Consider the following 15,712-nt stretch of genomic DNA (forward strand, 5'->3'; position numbering starts at 1 on the left):
GTAGCCATCCATGGGTTTGCCGCGCGAAGGCATGGGGAGGCGGCGACTAGACCTAGGTCTAGTGCGGCCTCATGGGACGGGCGGGCTCAGCCCTTCGCCAGTCGCGCCCGCAGCCGTTCCACGCGCTCGTAGGAGCTGTCCTCGCGACCGCCCATGATGATCTTGGTGGGACGGCCGACGGCTTCGGCCTCCTCGACCGCGCGCAGCAGCTTGCCCATGCCCCAGGTTCCCTTGGTGCAGCAGATGCAGCGGCAGGGCGGCATGCCGTTCGAGCCGGGCTGGTAGCGCCAGCCCACGACCTGCGGAGGAACCTTCACCCGCAGGATCTCCGAAGGCTGGATGCGACGGCTGAGCAGCACCTGATAGCCCTGCGGCGAGGCCGGCAGGCGCCGGCCGGCTTGGATGTCCTTGCGGTTCTTGTCCGCCTTGTCCGTCGCGAGGGCGACGACCGGATCGGCCGTCTCGACCGACATCATGATGGCCACGGCCTCGGCCGCGGTCACCGATCGCTGCGGCGAGCTGTAGTGGCCGATCTCGACGGGTTCGTCGTCCGGAACCCGGAAGTAGACGGCGAGCATCGTGCCGCTCTGGCCCCGCCGCAGTTCCCGCAGCCACTGGTGCGAGATCTGGAAATTGCGGGTCACCGGCATGGCGAAGACCCGCTTGCTCCACTTGGCCGGGGCGATGCCGACCCGGCGGATGGCGGGCAGGTTGTCGTGCGAAGTCAGGTGAACGAAGACAGGCATGGCTCAGGTCAGTTCACGCCGCATGGCGTAGTTGTGGATCGGCACGCCCCGCACCTCGAAATCGCGCCGCGCGGTCACGGTGAAGCCGTGCCGCTCGAACACCGGTCGGGCCAGCTCGCTGGCCTCTACGTAAAGGACGGCGAGGCCTTGTTCCAAGGCCTGCCGGACCACCGTCTCCAGCAGGCGGGAAGCCACGCCCTGGCCGGCGAAATCGGGATGGCAATAGAGGTGGTCGACATGGCCGTCGGCCTCAAGGTCGACATAGGCCACGGCCTGGTCGCTGGCGTCGGCCGCGACGAACGTCGTGCGGCCGTCGGCGGCGCGGTTCAGCACGTCGATCGGCTGTAGCGGGGCCGGCGCCCAGGCGGCGACCTGGGTCGCCGAGTAGGCGCGTCGGCCGAGGCCATGAACGGCGTCGTAGTAGAGCCGCGCCATGTGGGGCGCATCGTCGGTCCGGTAGGGGCGGATGACGACGTTGGCGGCTTGCATGGCTTCCCTCGAAAAGCGACGGCCCGCTCCAGGGAGGAGCGGGGCCGTCTGGTCGTCCTAGCGGTAGGCCGGGGGCAGGCCGTTGTCGCCCGCCGCATAGCGGTCGCGAAGTTGGCTCTGGCGGCTGTCGGCCGGCTGCTCGACGCCGCCGATGAACACCTTGTCGGCCCAGGTGGTGGTTTCCAGCGGATCGCCGGTCCACAGCACGAGGTCGGCGGTCTTGCCGACGTCCAGCGAGCCGATCTGGTCGGCCATGCCCCAGATCCTGGCCGGGGTCAGGGTGATCGCCGCCAGGGCCGCGGGGTAGGGCAGGCCGTTGGCGACGGCCAGGCCCGCGTTCAGGCGCTCCTGGCGCAGGTTGTTGAAGTCGCGCGCGCCGTTGATGGCCACGGTCACGCCGGCCGCGTTCAAGCGGGCGGCGTTGTCGAGGCGCGAGCCCAGGGTCTCGAAGCTGTCGGGCAGGTCGGCCTGGGTGTCGACGATCACCGGCACGCCGGCCTTGGCGATCTCGCCGGCCACCAGCCAGCCTTCCTCGGCGCCTTCCAGCACGATCCTGATCTTCTCCTCGGCCGCCAGCTTGAGGGCTAGGCGGATGTCGGAGGCGCGATGGGCGCGGATCAGCAGCGGGGTCTTGCCCTGCACGACCGGAACCAGGGCCTCGAGGTCGAGACGCGAGAGGCCATAGTCGCGCGTGGCGCCCTGTTCGAAGGCGGCGCGGTTCCTGGCGAAGGCGCGGGCGTCCTGCAGGGCCGACTTGACCAGCACGATCGAGGCGCCGCGCGAGCCGCCGGCCGCGCGGGCCCCGGCCTCGCCCAGCGACAGGGTCACGGCGGTCTTGGACTTCGAAACGATGTCGGCCTCGCCGGCCTTCAGGCGCACGAACGCCGCCTGGCCGCCGAACAGCGGGGGATCGCCGCCGCCGTCCTTGCCGGCCGTCATCTCCTCGACCACGCCGTCGTCGGCGTGCTCGTGGCTGCCGCCGCCGACGCCCGACAGCACCGGGGTGACGGCCGAGCTGGTGACGCCGCCGTCGCGGGCCAGGCCGATCATCGGCGAGGACGGGTTGACGCTGTAGGCGATGTCGAAGCCCGCCGACAGCGAGCTGCCGGTGCCGTCGTCGCGGGTCTCGCGCACGCCGCCGATCTCCGAGGCGCTGATGTTCGACGACGGCGCCACTAGGCCCGGGGTAACGACCCCGCCCTTGGCGTCGATCGCGGTCACGCCGGCCGGCACCGCGACATTGGCGCCGACGGCGGCGATCTTGCCGTTCTGGACGAGGATCGTCCCCGACGGGATCGCCGCGCTCGACACCGGCTCGATGCGGGCGTTGACGATGGCGAAGGTCTGGGCGGCGGCGGGAGCGGCGATGACCGCGGTCAGGGCCGCGCCGGCGAGAAGGATGGACCGGATCATCAGTTAAACGCTCCCTGGCCGGGCTGGCCGAGCTCGAAGTCGGACTTGGGCTGATAGCGCTTGTCGTTGCGGTCGTAGGTCAGGGCGCCGTCGATATAGACCTGCTCGGCCTTGGCGTAGACGCTGAACGGATCGCTGCTCCAGACCACGATGTCGCCGGCCTTGCCCGCTTCCAGGCTGCCGGTCTTGTCGGCGATGCCCATGGCTTTCGCCGGATTGGCCGTGATCCACTTGATGGCCTCGGCGCGGGTGACGCCGTAGCCGATCTTGTTGCCCGCGGTCATGGCGATGGCGGCCTCCTGGTTGAGGCGCTGGGTCATGATCGGGTCGTCGGAGTGGATGACCACGCAGGCGCCGGCCTTCCACACCATGGCGGCGTTGGAGTCGACGCCGTCCAGGCTTTCCATCTTGAAGCCGGTCCACGAGGCCCAGGTGGCCGAGCAGATGCCTTCCTTGGCCAGCAGGGGGGCGACCTTGTAGCTCTCCACCGCGTGGTGGAACATGGTGATCTTGTAGCCGAACTCCTTGGCCACATCGATCATCACGGCCATCTCGTCGCCGCGATAGCAGTGGTTCTGCACCAGGATCTCGCCCTTCAGCACACCGGCCAGGGTTTCCAGTTGCAGGTCGCGCTTGGGGGCGTCGGCCTTCTCGCCCTTTTCCTTCTTGGCGCGGTAGTCGTCCCACTTGCGGGCGTAGTCGGCCGCGTCGATCCAGGCCTTGCGATAGCCGAAGACGTTGCCCATCGCCGTCGAGGGCGAGCGGTTCTTGGAGCCGTAGACGCGCTTGGGGTTCTCGCCGCAGGCCATCTTCAGGCCGTAGGGCGCGCCCGGGAATTTCATGCCCTGCATGGTGGTCGAGGGCACGTTCTTCAGCGTCACCGAACGGCCGCCGAACAGGTTGGCGCTGCCTGGGAGGATTTGGAGGGTGGTGACCCCGCCGGCGCGGGCGCGGTTGAAGCCCGGGTCCTGCGGCCACACCGAGTGCTCGGCCCAGACCTGGGCGGTGTTGGGATCGGTGGCCTCGTTGCCGTCCGACTTGGCCGACACGCCAGGCGAGGGGTAGACGCCCAGGTGGCTGTGGGAGTCGATGATGCCGGGGGTGATCCACTTGCCCTTGGCGTCGACGGTGGTCACGCCGGCCGGAATGGCGGTCTCGGGGCCGCCGACGGCGACGATCTTGCCGTCCTGCACGACGACCACGCCGTTGTCGATCTGCTGGCCCGTCGCGGTCAGCACCGTGGCGCCGACGAAGGCCGTCGGGCGCGAGGGCAGGGGCGCATAGGTCGATGGGAAGCCCGACGAGGCCTCGCCGTCGAGGCCCTTGGGCAGCGGCTTGGCCTCGGCCTTCTCGGCCGGCTTGGCGGACGCCTGCGGTTTTGCCGTCGTTCCGGTCGTGGCGCAGGCCGAAAGGCCCAGCGCGAGCAGACTGACGGCCGCGGCCGTCGTACCCCATCGTGTCATCAATTTTCCCCGACTCTCGAAGAGGCCGCGAGGACAGACCAATTCAGACCCCTGATCAAGCAGCACGGCGCCCCATTTTTCCCCGATCGCGGCGTTTGTCTGTCGCGCGTGCTTCGTGCGAGGATCGCGACCTGCGGTCGAATCCGCGCGGGAGGAACATCATGAGCTTGCGTCCCTGGCTGGGCCTCGTGGCCGTCCTTCTGATCAGCGCGTGCGCGGGCCAGCTCGCCGGCCCCTCCACTGGGGCTCCGCCGCCGATGTCGCGTGCGCCCGTGGCTGAGGGCGGCATGTGCGGCGGCATCGCAGGCTTCCAGTGCGGCGAGGGCCTGTCCTGCGTGATGCCGGTCGGCGCCTGCAAGACCGTCGCCGATGCTTCGGGGATCTGCCGTCCGCGCCCGCAGGCCTGCACCATGGACTACCGCCCCGTCTGCGGCTGCGACGGCAAGACCTACGGCAACGCCTGCAGCGCGGCGGGCCAGGGCGTCAGCGTCGCCCACGAGGGCGAGTGCAAGGCCTCCTGACAGGAATGGACCGCAGGCAGGCCATGATCGGCGGCGCGGCGGCGGCCCTTGCGCCGTCGCTCGCCGTTGCGGGAGGCAAGACGATGTACGGACTGATCGGGCAGATGAAGGCCGCCCCGGGCAAGCGAGACGACCTGGTCGCCATCCTGAAGGAGGGGACGGAGGCCATGCCCGGCTGCCTGTCCTACATCCTGGCGCTCGACCCCACCGACGCCGACGCGATCTGGATCACCGAGGTCTGGACCGACAAGGACAGCCACGCCGCGTCGCTGAAGTTGCCTTCGGTGCAGGCCGCCATCGCCAAGGCCAGGCCGATCATCGCCGGCTTCGGCCACCGGTTCGAGACCACGCCGGTAGGCGGGGTGGGGATCGGTTCGAATTGATGTGACCCGAAGGCTGGCGTTCTGCTTCCGCTCGCGTTAGCAGACCGCCCATGATCCGCCTCGACAATATCTCCAAGCAGAACGGCCACCAGATCCTGTTCATCGAAGCTTCGATGGGCATCCAGAAGGGCGAGAAGGTCGGCCTCGTCGGCCCGAACGGCGCCGGCAAGACGACGCTGTTCCGTATGGTCACCGGCCAGGAGCAGCCCGACGACGGGCTGGTCGCAATCGATCCGGGCATGCGGATCGGCTATTTCAGCCAGGACGTCGGCGAGATGTCGGGCCAGAGCGCGGTCGCCGCGGTGATGGACGGCGTCGGCCCCGTCAGCGCGCTGGCCGCCGAGATGGCCACGCTCGAGGCGGCCATGGTCGATCCCGACCAGGCCGACCAGCTGGACGCCGTCATGGAGCGCTATGGCGAGGTGCTGGAACGTTTCCAGGAACTGGACGGCTATGCGCTGGAGGCCCGCGCGCGCGAGGTGCTGGCGGGCCTGAGCTTCAGCCAGGAACGCATGGACGGCGATGTCGGCCTGCTGTCGGGCGGCTGGAAGATGCGCGTGGCGCTGGCCCGCATCCTGCTGATGCGCCCCGACGGCATGCTGCTGGACGAACCCTCCAACCACCTGGACCTGGAAAGCCTGATCTGGCTGGAGGCGTTCCTGAAGAACTACGACGGCGCGCTGCTGATGACCTCGCACGACCGCGCCTTCATGAATCGCATCATCGGCAAGGTGGTCGAGATCGACGCCGGTTCGCTGATCACCTATTCGGGCGATCTCGATTTCTACGATCAGCAGCGCGCGCTCAGCGAGGCGCAGCGTCAGGCCCAGTACGAGCGCCAGCAGGCGATGCTGGCCAAGGAAATCAAGTTCATCGAGAAGTTCAAGGCGCGCGCCTCGCACGCCGCCCAGGTGCAGAGCCGGGTCAAGAAGCTCGACAAGATCGAACGCGTCGAGGCTCCGCGCCGGCGCCAGACGGTGCAGTTCGAGTTCCAGAGCCCGCCGCGTTCGGGCGAGGACGTCATCAGCCTGCGCGGGGTCCGCAAGGGCTATGGCGACAAGCCGATCTATGACGACTTCGATTTCCTGGTGCGCCGCAAGGAGCGCTGGTGCGTGCTGGGCGCCAACGGGACTGGCAAGTCGACCCTGCTGAAGCTGGTGGCTGGCGACACCAAGCCCGACCAGGGCGCGGTCAACATCGGGGCCAGCGTGAAGATGGGCTATTTCGCCCAGCACTCGATGGACCTGCTGGACGGCGAAGAGACGATCTTCCAGTCCCTGGAACGCTCGTTTCCGCAGGCCGGCCAGGGCGCCCTGCGCACCCTGGCCGGCTGCTTCGGCTTCTCCGGCGACGATGTCGAGAAGCCCTGCCGTGTGTTGTCGGGCGGCGAGAAGGCGCGTCTGGTCATGGCCAAGATGCTGTTCGATCCGCCGAACCTGCTGGTGCTCGACGAACCGACCAACCACCTCGACATGGTCACCAAGGAGATGCTGGTCGCGGCGCTTGCCGATTTCGAGGGCACCATGCTCTTCGTCTCGCACGATCGCCATTTCCTGGGGGCGCTGTCGAACCGCGTGTTGGAGCTGACGCCCGAGGGCGTCCACCAGTACGGCGGCGGCTACACCGAGTATGTCGCCCGCACGGGCCAGGAAGCGCCGGGGTTGCATCCGGGCGCATGACCCGGGAGGCCTCGCCGATTTTGGGCTGAGCGCCTGGCGGCGGCCGTGAATTTTTTGCGACGACCCTTTTGCACCAAGGGTTTGCGTGGCGAAGCCTGCTCGGCTGCCGGTTGAATGCGCCGCGCAAATGCGGCAAAGGCGGAGGCGTCGAAGTTGGCGTGACGCGTGCGAGGCTATTGGGATGGACGGCGCCGACAGGCCCTCGATCGCAGACCCTGCGCCGTCCGCCGTCGGCGACCAGCGCCGCGAGATCGACAGCATCGCGCAGGCGCACACCGGCGACCTGAGGCGGTTCCTCGCCGCGCGCGAGGTCGATCCGTGGGAACGCGAGGAAATCGTCCAGGAAAGCTTTCTGCGCCTGGCCGCCTATCCGGCGGTGGCGGCGCTGGAGAACCCCAGGGCCTTCCTGTTCCGGGTCGCCGAGAACCTGATGCGCGATCGCCGGCGCCGGGCCCGCGCGCGCCGCCAGGATCGGCACGAGCCCATCGAGGATCACGACCTGACCGATCCGAGGCCTGAGCCGGACGTCGTCGTGCAGCACCGCGAGGCCCTGGCGCGGACCCGCGCCGCGATCCTGGCCCTGGACGAGCCGATGCGGACGGCTTTCGTGATGAGCCGCTACCGCGAGATGAGCTACGCCGAGATCGCCGCGGCGATGAAGATTTCCGTCAAGACGGTGGAGAAGTATGTGTCGGCGGCCCTTGCCCAATTGCGGCGGGCCGTAGGGTCGGATCGCTCCGGTGCGTCCTTACGCGGAGAGGATCGACAATGACCGAGCACCGCTTCGATCGCAGGGCCACGCCCGCGGCCATCCAGGCCGCGGCGACCTGGTTCGCGCGCCTGCGCGGTCCCGACGGTCGACGGCTCAGGCCCGCCTACGCCCGCTGGCGGCTGCGCAATGCCGCCCGGGCCAAGGTCGCCGCCGAGATCGACGATGTCTGGGGGCTGGCCGGGGCGCTGGCTGACGATCCGGCGATCCGCGAACTGATCGACGGCGCGCCGTCGGCGTCTGCACAGGCCCGGCGAGGGCAGGGAGCGGCCTGGACACGCCGCGCCGCCGCCCTGGCCGCCTTCGTGCTGGCCGGCGCGGCGGGCGGCGGCCTTGCCCTGCATTTCGGCGTCGGCGCTCCCGTACGGTCGGAGGTCTACCAGACCGCCCTGGGCGAGCAGCGCTCGGTGACGCTGAGCGACGGCTCGACGATCCGGCTCGACACGGCCACCCGGCTGACCGTCGAGATGCGCCCGCGCCGGCGAGACATCCGCCTGGCCGAGGGGCGCGCGCGCTTCGTCGTGGCGCGTGATCCGACACGCCCGTTTGTGGTCGAAGCGGGTCCAGCGCGGGTCGAGGCCCTGGGCACGGTCTTCGACGTGCGCCTGGACGCCGGCTCGGCGGCGGTGAACCTGTTCAAGGGCGCGGTCGAGGTGCGCAACAACGAGCACGGATCAGTGCGGCCGGTCCGTCTTGCCCCCGGCGACGGGGTGCGGGTCGCGGCCTCGGCCGAGCCGCTGATGGTCGCACGGTTCGATCGCGACGGGGCCTGGGGCTGGTCGGACGGCCGCCTGGTCTTCGCCGGCGCCTCGCTGGCGCAGGTCGCCGCCGAGCTCAATCGCTACGGCCCCGGCCGCCTGGTGGTCAGCGGCGCCGCCGGACAGCGGTTCCGGGGCGAGCTGAAGGCCGGCGACGTCGACGGCGCGGCGACGGTGCTGTCGGCGCTTTACGACCTGTCGGTGCGGCGCGCGCCCAACGGCGACTTGGTGCTGGCCCCGCGCTGAACCCGTCCGCCCGGCTTCGTCCGTGGGCGGAAACGACGCAAAAACTTCACGCGAAAAACCATAGGGGGGCTCCCCCAGCCCACGTCCTTCAAGTGGGGCCGAGTGCGGTCCCGCTTCAGGTTCTTGGGGGCTACATGACGGTTGGTAGGAAGCGGATCCGGGCCTTGCTGGGCGCGACCGCTGTTTATTTCGGAGCGGGCGTCGCGCTCGCCGTGGGGGCCGCGCCGGCGGCCGCCTTCGCTCAGCAGGCCAGGACGTTCGACATTCCCGCTCAGCCCCTGCCGGAGGCTCCGCAGGTGTTCGGACGCCAGGCGGGCCTGCGCATCGCGGTCGACGACGGGCAGGTGGCCGGCCTGCGTTCGGTGGCCGTTCGCGGCGCGATGACGCCGCAGGCGGCCCTGCGCCGCATGACCTCGGGGCTGGGCGTCGAGCACCAGTTCCTCGCCGATGGCGCTGTCGTGGTGCGCCGCCCGGTCAGCTCGACGCCGGTGGCGACCCGCCGCCGCGTCGGCTACGTGCCCGGCGAGGCTGGCGGCGACGCCTCCAACGCCGCTCCCGCCGCGCTGGAAGAGGTGGTCGTCACCGCCCGCCGCATGGAAGAGCGGATCATCGACGTGCCGGTGTCGGTGTCGGCGTTCTCGGCCCAGCAACTGAACGACCTGAAGATCGAGGGCGGTTCGGAGCTGCTGCGCGGCGTGCCGAACGTGTCGTTCTCCAAGGACAACTTCACGGGCTACAATTTCGCCATCCGGGGCGTGGGCACCAAGGCGATGTCGGTCACCGCCGACCCGGCCGTGGCGATCAGCTTCAACAACACCGCCCTGCTGCGAAACCGCCTGTTCGAGCAGGAGTATTTCGACGTCCAGCGGGTCGAGGTGCTGCGTGGTCCGCAGGGAACGCTCTATGGCCGCAACGCCACCGCGGGCGTCGTCAACATGCTGCCCAGGCTGCCGGAACTGGGCAAGTTCTCGGCCGAGGTTCAGGGCGAGGCGGGCAACTACGACACGCGCCGGGCGCGCGGTTTCGTCAACGTGCCGCTCGGCGACACCTTCGCCCTGCGCGTCGGCGGCGCCCTGACCCAGCGCGACGGCTTCGACTTCAACACCACCACTGGCCAGAACGTGAATGGCCGCGACCTGTGGTCCACCCGCGTCGGCGCCCTGTGGAAGCCGAACGAGCGCTTCAGCGCCAACCTGGTGTGGGAGCACTTCAACGAGGACGACGACCGTTCGCGCACCGGCAAGCAGCTGTGCACGCGCGGCGCCCCGCCCAGCCAGATCCTCTGGACCGACCCCAGCGGGGCCTCGCGCACCTCGCCGGTCTTCACCCGCTGGACGATGGACAGCCTGACGCCCGGTTGCCAGAACAAGTCGCTCTACACCGACGAGGCCTTCGGTACGCCCAACGGTCGCGGCATGCCTCTGGTCACCGGCCTGATCACCATCCTGCCGTTCACCACCAAGGGCGGCCCGGACAACGACACCTATCTGTTCCGGATGGGCATCGATCCGTTCGGTTCGGCCTCGGGCCGGCAGTCGACCGACCTGCGCGAGATCGCCACCTTCTACGATCCGAAGTTCAAGGCCGAGAACGACGTCTTCCAGCTGAACCTCGAGTTCGACCTGACGCCGCGGCTGAGCCTGCATTCGCAGACGCTGTACATGGAAGACAGCTACTACGGCTCGCAGGACTTCTTTCGCTACGATCCCGCGCCGGGCCTGATCGCCAACCGCGAGGGGCGAGCCCTGAAGGCCGACTGGAACCCTTGGCTTGGGGCGCCGATCAACGGCAATGGGACCTTCGTGGATCCGCAGCTGGGTACGCTGGACCGCCTGGCCGCCGTCGACATCAGCCAGTCCAAGAGCAGCCAGTATTCACAGGAGTTCCGTCTTCAGTCGTCGTTCGGCGGTCGCTTCAATTTCAACATCGGCGCCAACTACCTGAAGTTCAAGACGCAGGAGGACTACTACATCTTCAGCAACACGTTCACGATGATCGCGGTGCAGCAGAACCTCAGCGCCAATTACAACCCCGACTGCACGCCCAAGACCGCGACGGCCAAGCCGAACGCCTGCGTCTACATCGATCCCAATCCGATCGACAGGATCGATGGCCAGGGTCACAACTACTATCGCAGCCTGGACCTGGCCCGGACCGAGTCCTGGGCGGTGTTCGGCGAGGGCTACTTCAAGCTCAGCGACAAGCTGCGGGTGACCGCCGGCCTGCGCTACACCGAGGACACCAAGAGCACGATCCCGGTACCGACGCAGTTGCTGGCGGCTGACAGCTTCTGGGGCGGCGGCACGGTCGGCAAGGGCTATCCGCGCGGTCCCGAGCAGACCCAGAACTGGAGCGCGGTGACCGGCCGCCTGGCCGTGGACTACAAGCCCGACCTGTCGTTCACCGACGACACCCTGGTCTATGCGTCCTACTCGCGCGGCTACAAGGCCGGCGGCGGCAATCCGCCCGGGCCGGACTGGAACGAGGCCAACTCCAACTATCCGAAGCTGCCGCGCACCTTCGATCCCGAATATGTAGACGCCTTCGAGCTGGGAACGAAGAACGCCCTGCAGGGCGGGCGGCTGATGCTGAACGCCTCGGCGTTCTACTACGATTACAAGGACTACCAGGTCTCGCAGTTCATCGACCGCTCGATGCACACCGAGACCTTCGACGCCAAGACCTGGGGCTTGGAGCTGGAGGCGGCCTGGACGCCGGTCAGGAACTTCCGCCTCGACGCCACCCTGGGCTGGCTGCAGACCCGGATCGCCAGCGGCGAGACCTCGGTCGACGTAATGGACCGCCTGCAGGGGCGCACCGACTACACCGTCATGCGGCCGTGGCCGACCAGCCCGATGACCTGCATCGTGCCCAACGAGATCCTGGGATAGTAAGCCCACAGCACCCCGTAGCGGCGGCAGATCGAGCAGTTGCACTCTGTGACTTCCGTTGGCGCGGTTTCGATCTCGAAGCCCACGGCGCCACAGTGGCAGCTGGTGCGGATCATCTGGCGTCCTTCCAAAAGAAAAGGCCCGGAGCTTCCGCCCCGGGCCGATCCCAAAGTGCTTTAGGCCGTAAGGCTTAGCACTTGTAGTACATTTCGAATTCGACCGGGTGCGGGTGCAGTTGCAGACGCATCACTTCTTCCATCTTCAGCTCGATGTAGCTGTCGATGAAGTCGTCGTCCATGACGCCGCCGGCCTTCAGGAAGGCGCGGTCCTTGTCCAGGCTTTCCAGGGCTTCGCGCAGGCTGCCGCAGACTTCCGGGATCTTCTTCTGCTCGCGGGGGGGCAGATCGTAGAGGTTCTTGTCGGCGGCCGCGCCCGGGTCGATCTTGTTGATGATGCCGTCAAGGCCGGCCATCAGCAGGGCGACGAAGGTCAGGTACGGGTTGCCCATCGGGTCCGGGAAGCGGGCTTCGATGCGCTTGGCCTTGGGGCTGTCGACGTGCGGGATGCGGATCGAGGCCGAGCGGTTGCGCGAGCTGTAGGCCAGCTTCACCGGGGCTTCGTAGCCCGGCACCAGGCGCTTGTAGCTGTTGGTGGTCGAGTTGGAGAAGGCGTTGATGGCCTTGGCGTGCTTGATGATGCCGCCGATGTACCACAAGCACTCTTGCGACAGGCCGGCGTACTTGTCGCCGGCGAACAGCGGCTTGCCGTCCTGCCAGATCGACTGGTGCACGTGCATGCCCGAGCCGTTGTCGGCGAACATAGGCTTGGCCATGAAGGTGGCAGTCTTGCCGTAAGCGTGGGCCACGTTGTGGATCACGTACTTATAGAGCTGCATGCGGTCGGCCATGGTGACCATGGTGTCGAACTTCAGGCCGAGTTCGTGCTGGGCCGGCGCCACTTCGTGGTGGTGCTTTTCCGGCTTCATGCCGAGCTCGCCCATGACGGCCAGCATTTCGCCGCGCAGGTCTTGCGCCGAGTCGACCGGGTTGACCGGGAAGTAGCCGCCCTTGGGGCCCGGGCGGTGGCCCATGTTGCCTTCGGCGTATTCCTTGGCGGAGTTCACCGGCAGTTCGGTGGAGTCGTAGGAGTAGCCGGTGTTGTTCGGGGCGGTCGACCAGCGAACGTCGTCGAAGATGAAGAACTCGGCTTCCGGGCCGAAGTAGACGGTGTCGCCCACGCCAGCCGACTTCACGTAGTTCAGCGCGGCCTTGGCGATCGAGCGCGGGTCACGGTTGTAGGGGGTGCCGTCGTCCGGGTTCACGACGTCGCAGAACAGCGCCAGGGTGGTCTGCTGGTAGAACGGGTCGATGATGGCCGAGCTGAGGTCCGGACGCAGCTTCATGTCCGACTCGTTGATGGCCTTCCAACCGGCGATCGACGAGCCGTCGAACATGGTGCCGTCGTTCAGGAACTCGTCGTCGACCAGGTCGATGTCGAAGGTGACGTGTTGCAGCTTGCCGCGAACGTCCGTGAAGCGGACGTCGACGTACTTCACGTCCTTTTCCTTGATCAGGTCCAGGATTTCCTTGGCGGTGCTCATTGATATCCCCTTTGAGCGAGAAAGTCTGAGAGGAGGAGGCCGTGGGCTAGACGGCGGACGGACCGGTTTCGCCGGTCCGGATGCGGACGACTTCGGTGATCTCCGAAACGAAGATCTTGCCGTCGCCGATGCGGCCCGTGCGGGCGGCGTTGGTGATCGCCTCGAGCGCGGGCTCGAGCTGGCTGTCTTCGACGACAACCTCGACCTTGATCTTGGGCAGGAAGTCCACGACGTACTCGGCGCCGCGATAGAGCTCGGTGTGGCCCTTCTGGCGTCCGTAGCCCTTGGCTTCCAGAACGGTCATCCCTTGGACGCCCATGTCTTGGAGCGCCTCTTTGACCTCATCCAGCTTGAACGGCTTGATGACGGCTTCGATCTTTTTCATCGGTCTCTTCCGCGCCCGACGGCGCATGGCCTCTGACTTTGAGCGGCAAGGATCACGCCGCCCGGAGCGCTACAAGCCGGGGTTCCAGGGATTGTCGCGGTTCGGACGCTCATTCAGGCATATGAGTGAATCTTGAGCGACTTTTGATTGAAAAATATGCATCTCGGAATTGTGGCTGGAAACGGCCTTGTCGAGCCCTGATAGCCGCCTAGGATTGCAAAAACGATCGTTTGAACGGGGGTGAACATGCGCGACGAGACACCGGTTTTGATCGGTGCGGGCCAGTTCACATTTCGCGGTCCCGCTGAAAATTCACCTTCGCCGCTGGAATTGCTGAAGATTGCGGCGAAACGCGCTGTCGCCGACGCCGGGTTGCAGGGGACGGTTCTTGCGCAATTGGACGCTCTGGCGGTCGTAGCGTTCAGCATCGACGCCCCGGGCGGTCTTTCGAAACTGCCGCTTCCCCGCCTGTCGGATCCGCCGGCCAGCCTGGCGCGGGCGATCGACGCGGCGCCGGCTTGGTCGGTCTATACCGAGACCGGCGGCAACAGCCCCCAGCAGGCGATCAACATCCTGGCCGAACGGATCGCTCGCGGCGAGTCGCGGCTGGGCCTGGTGACTGGCGCGGAGTTCCTCGGCTCGCTGATGAAGCGGATGAAGAACGGCCTGGGCTTCGAGGGCTGGGCCGACGACATCGACAGCCAGCCTGTCCGCATCGGCGATCCACGCCCCGGCGTGACGAAGCAGGAGGCCGCCCACGGCCTGGGCTATCCGGTCAATACCTATCCTCTGTTCGAGAACGCCCTGCGGGCCCGCGACGGACGCAGCCTTGCCGACCACCAGTCACGTCTTGGGGCGTTGTTCTCGCCGTTCACCAGGGTGGCCGCCGCCGATCCCGAGGCCTGGTTTCCGATCGAGCGCTCTCCTGAGGAGCTGGTCACCGTGACCGAGCGCAACCGCATGGTCGGCTATCCGTACCCCAAGTACCTGAACGCCATCATGGAGGTGGACCAGTCGGCCGCGGTCCTGGTCGCCAGCGTCGGCATGGCGCGCGAACTGGGCGTGCCGCAGGATCGCTGGGTGTTCCTGCACGGCTGCGCCGACGCCGCCGACCTCTGGTACCCGCTGCAACGCCAGGACTTCCATTCCAGCCCGGCCATCCGCCTGACCGGCAAGCGGGCGCTGGAGATGGCGGGGATCGGCCTGGGTGACCTCGACTTGATCGACCTCTATTCCTGCTTTCCGTCAGCCGTGCAGGTGGCCGCCGAGGAACTGGGCCTGGCGCTCGACGATCCGCGCGGTCTGACGGTGACCGGCGGCCTGCCGTACTTCGGCGGGCCGGGGAACAACTACAGCCTCCACGCCGTGGCCCGGCTGACGGAGCGGCTGCGCGCGCGGCCGGGCGCCTACGGCCTGTCGACCGCCAATGGCTGGTTCCTGACCAAGCAGTCAGTCGGCGTCTATTCGACTCGACCGGTCGAGGGCGAGTGGCGGCGCGAGGATCTGGCCGTGATCCAGAAAGAGATCGACGCCCTGCCGCATCCGCCGATCGTCGAGAAGCCCCAGGGACGGGCGACCATCGAGACCTACACCGTCGTCCACGCCCGCCAGGGGCCTCGGATGGGCATCATCGTAGGCCGTACGCAAGACGGCTCGCGGTTCGTGGCCAACACGCCGGACGATGTTGCGACCCTGGCCGACCTGGAAGCCAGCGAGGGCGTCGGGCGAACAGGCATGGTCGGTCCACATCCCGACGGTGTCCGCAACCTCTTCACGCCGGACGCCGCCTGATGGGCCGCGTCCACGTCATCCGTCATGGCAAGCCGGCCGCCACATGGGGCGGGCATGACGACGATCCTGGGCTCGACGAGACAGGCCAGGAGCAGGCGAGGGCGGCGGCCGCCGTCCTGACCGCCCTGCCGGCGGGCGAACGCCCGACGCGGGTGGTCTCCTCGCCGCTGCGACGCTGCCGCGAGACCGCCGCGCCGCTTGCGCAGGCTCTGGGCGTGGTGGTCGAGATCGAGCCGGCTGTCGGCGAGATCCCCACTCCGTCCGCCTTGCCGCCCGAAGACCGCCCGGCCTGGCTGAGGAAGGCCTTCGCGGGCGATTGGTCAGATATAGAAGGCGACCGCGACTACCTTGCCTGGACGGCTGAGGTGGCCGGTGCCCTGGCGCGATACGAGGGATGCGCCGTCTTCAGCCATTTCGTTGCGCTCAACGCCGCGGTGGCGGCGGCGCAGGGGACCAGCGCCGTCATGGCGTTCCGACCCGACCATGCCAGCGTCACCGTCTTCGAAGTCGTCGACAACCGACTGCGGCTGGTCGAGAAAGGCAGGGAAGCCTCCACCGGCGTTCTTTGATGGAGCCGA

General features: G+C 68.0%; 15 protein-coding genes. 8 read left to right on the forward strand and 7 right to left on the reverse strand.

Annotated elements, in window-relative coordinates:
* Nucleotides 1–86: 86 nt before the first annotated feature.
* Genes SGCZBJ_RS09245 through SGCZBJ_RS09260 form a run of 4 tightly spaced genes read right to left on the reverse strand, consistent with a single transcriptional unit; the run spans nucleotide 87 to nucleotide 4,111 of the window.
* A complete protein-coding gene (locus SGCZBJ_RS09245; RefSeq protein ID WP_101717713.1) occupies nucleotides 87–746 on the reverse strand; it encodes a hypothetical protein in 660 nt (219 codons plus the stop codon).
* A gap of 3 nt (nucleotides 747–749) precedes the next feature.
* Nucleotides 750–1,235, reverse strand: coding sequence for a GNAT family N-acetyltransferase (locus tag SGCZBJ_RS09250; protein ID WP_101717714.1), 486 nt, complete (start codon nucleotides 1,233–1,235; stop codon nucleotides 750–752).
* Between the two features lie 57 nt (nucleotides 1,236–1,292).
* The gene (locus SGCZBJ_RS09255) at nucleotides 1,293–2,648 is read right to left on the reverse strand and encodes an amidohydrolase family protein (protein ID WP_101717715.1); all 1,356 of its coding nucleotides are present in this window, start codon (nucleotides 2,646–2,648) and stop codon (nucleotides 1,293–1,295) included.
* Entirely contained in the window at nucleotides 2,648–4,111 is a 1,464-nt protein-coding gene (locus SGCZBJ_RS09260) for an amidohydrolase (RefSeq protein WP_101717716.1), read from the reverse strand. Before SGCZBJ_RS09260 ends, SGCZBJ_RS09255 begins: the two co-directional genes overlap by 1 nt.
* A 161-nt stretch (nucleotides 4,112–4,272) precedes the next feature.
* Here SGCZBJ_RS09260 and SGCZBJ_RS09265 point away from each other — a divergent pair, with 161 nt between their 5' ends.
* The 6 genes from SGCZBJ_RS09265 (at nucleotide 4,273) to SGCZBJ_RS09290 (ending at nucleotide 11,358) form a co-directional block, all read left to right on the forward strand.
* A complete protein-coding gene (locus SGCZBJ_RS09265; RefSeq protein WP_101717717.1) occupies nucleotides 4,273–4,632 on the forward strand; it encodes a Kazal-type serine protease inhibitor family protein in 360 nt (119 codons plus the stop codon).
* Nucleotides 4,617–5,015, forward strand: coding sequence for a putative quinol monooxygenase (locus SGCZBJ_RS09270; protein WP_240621462.1), 399 nt, complete (start codon nucleotides 4,617–4,619; stop codon nucleotides 5,013–5,015). Before SGCZBJ_RS09265 ends, SGCZBJ_RS09270 begins: the two co-directional genes overlap by 16 nt.
* 50 nt (nucleotides 5,016–5,065) lie before the next feature.
* Complete coding sequence (locus SGCZBJ_RS09275) at nucleotides 5,066–6,694, forward strand: ABC-F family ATP-binding cassette domain-containing protein (protein WP_101717718.1); 1,629 nt, start codon at nucleotides 5,066–5,068, stop codon at nucleotides 6,692–6,694.
* A gap of 181 nt (nucleotides 6,695–6,875) precedes the next feature.
* Nucleotides 6,876–7,466: an RNA polymerase sigma factor gene (locus tag SGCZBJ_RS09280; protein ID WP_165799283.1), complete on the forward strand. Its 591-nt coding sequence runs from the start codon at nucleotides 6,876–6,878 to the stop codon at nucleotides 7,464–7,466.
* Nucleotides 7,463–8,467 (forward strand): FecR family protein, encoded by a 1,005-nt coding sequence (locus tag SGCZBJ_RS09285; protein WP_101717720.1) that lies wholly within the window; start codon nucleotides 7,463–7,465, stop codon nucleotides 8,465–8,467. Before SGCZBJ_RS09280 ends, SGCZBJ_RS09285 begins: the two co-directional genes overlap by 4 nt.
* Before the next feature lie 134 nt (nucleotides 8,468–8,601).
* Nucleotides 8,602–11,358 (forward strand): TonB-dependent receptor, encoded by a 2,757-nt coding sequence (locus tag SGCZBJ_RS09290; RefSeq protein ID WP_101717721.1) that lies wholly within the window; start codon nucleotides 8,602–8,604, stop codon nucleotides 11,356–11,358.
* Here the strand turns inward: SGCZBJ_RS09290 and SGCZBJ_RS26600 are convergent.
* From SGCZBJ_RS26600 to SGCZBJ_RS09300, 3 genes are all read right to left on the reverse strand, one after another.
* Nucleotides 11,289–11,474, reverse strand: coding sequence for a GFA family protein (locus SGCZBJ_RS26600; protein WP_476695735.1), 186 nt, complete (start codon nucleotides 11,472–11,474; stop codon nucleotides 11,289–11,291). The genes SGCZBJ_RS09290 and SGCZBJ_RS26600 overlap by 70 nt on opposite strands.
* Before the next feature lie 74 nt (nucleotides 11,475–11,548).
* On the reverse strand, nucleotides 11,549–12,958 hold the full coding sequence (gene glnA / locus SGCZBJ_RS09295; protein WP_101717722.1) for a type I glutamate--ammonia ligase: 1,410 nt from the start codon (nucleotides 12,956–12,958) through the stop codon (nucleotides 11,549–11,551).
* Nucleotides 12,959–13,004: 46 nt separating this feature from the next.
* Nucleotides 13,005–13,343: a P-II family nitrogen regulator gene (locus tag SGCZBJ_RS09300; protein ID WP_035089775.1), complete on the reverse strand. Its 339-nt coding sequence runs from the start codon at nucleotides 13,341–13,343 to the stop codon at nucleotides 13,005–13,007.
* A 246-nt stretch (nucleotides 13,344–13,589) separates the two neighbouring features.
* On the opposite strand from SGCZBJ_RS09300, the gene SGCZBJ_RS09305 reads away from it, so the two are divergent.
* Nucleotides 13,590–15,134, forward strand: coding sequence for an acetyl-CoA acetyltransferase (locus SGCZBJ_RS09305; RefSeq protein WP_101717723.1), 1,545 nt, complete (start codon nucleotides 13,590–13,592; stop codon nucleotides 15,132–15,134).
* Complete coding sequence (locus SGCZBJ_RS09310; RefSeq protein ID WP_101717724.1) at nucleotides 15,134–15,703, forward strand: histidine phosphatase family protein; 570 nt, start codon at nucleotides 15,134–15,136, stop codon at nucleotides 15,701–15,703. Before SGCZBJ_RS09305 ends, SGCZBJ_RS09310 begins: the two co-directional genes overlap by 1 nt.
* Nucleotides 15,704–15,712 lie beyond the last annotated feature (9 nt).

Source organism: Caulobacter zeae (assembly GCF_002858925.1).
GTDB lineage: Bacteria > Pseudomonadota > Alphaproteobacteria > Caulobacterales > Caulobacteraceae > Caulobacter > Caulobacter zeae.

Excerpts from the sequence above, each read along its gene's own strand:
- SGCZBJ_RS09245 (WP_101717713.1), bottom strand. The coding sequence starts at position 746 with ATGCCTGTCTTCGTTCACCTGACTTCGCACGACAACCTGCCCGCCATC.
- SGCZBJ_RS09250 (WP_101717714.1), bottom strand. The coding sequence starts at position 1,235 with ATGCAAGCCGCCAACGTCGTCATCCGCCCCTACCGGACCGACGATGCG.
- SGCZBJ_RS09255 (WP_101717715.1), bottom strand. The coding sequence starts at position 2,648 with ATGATCCGGTCCATCCTTCTCGCCGGCGCGGCCCTGACCGCGGTCATC.
- SGCZBJ_RS09260 (WP_101717716.1), bottom strand. The coding sequence starts at position 4,111 with ATGACACGATGGGGTACGACGGCCGCGGCCGTCAGTCTGCTCGCGCTG.
- SGCZBJ_RS09265 (WP_101717717.1), top strand. The coding sequence starts at position 4,273 with ATGAGCTTGCGTCCCTGGCTGGGCCTCGTGGCCGTCCTTCTGATCAGC.
- SGCZBJ_RS09275 (WP_101717718.1), top strand. The coding sequence starts at position 5,066 with ATGATCCGCCTCGACAATATCTCCAAGCAGAACGGCCACCAGATCCTG.
- SGCZBJ_RS09280 (WP_165799283.1), top strand. The coding sequence starts at position 6,876 with ATGGACGGCGCCGACAGGCCCTCGATCGCAGACCCTGCGCCGTCCGCC.
- SGCZBJ_RS09285 (WP_101717720.1), top strand. The coding sequence starts at position 7,463 with ATGACCGAGCACCGCTTCGATCGCAGGGCCACGCCCGCGGCCATCCAG.
- SGCZBJ_RS09290 (WP_101717721.1), top strand. The coding sequence starts at position 8,602 with ATGACGGTTGGTAGGAAGCGGATCCGGGCCTTGCTGGGCGCGACCGCT.
- SGCZBJ_RS26600 (WP_476695735.1), bottom strand. The coding sequence starts at position 11,474 with ATGATCCGCACCAGCTGCCACTGTGGCGCCGTGGGCTTCGAGATCGAA.
- glnA (WP_101717722.1), bottom strand. The coding sequence starts at position 12,958 with ATGAGCACCGCCAAGGAAATCCTGGACCTGATCAAGGAAAAGGACGTG.
- SGCZBJ_RS09300 (WP_035089775.1), bottom strand. The coding sequence starts at position 13,343 with ATGAAAAAGATCGAAGCCGTCATCAAGCCGTTCAAGCTGGATGAGGTC.
- SGCZBJ_RS09305 (WP_101717723.1), top strand. The coding sequence starts at position 13,590 with ATGCGCGACGAGACACCGGTTTTGATCGGTGCGGGCCAGTTCACATTT.
- SGCZBJ_RS09310 (WP_101717724.1), top strand. The coding sequence starts at position 15,134 with ATGGGCCGCGTCCACGTCATCCGTCATGGCAAGCCGGCCGCCACATGG.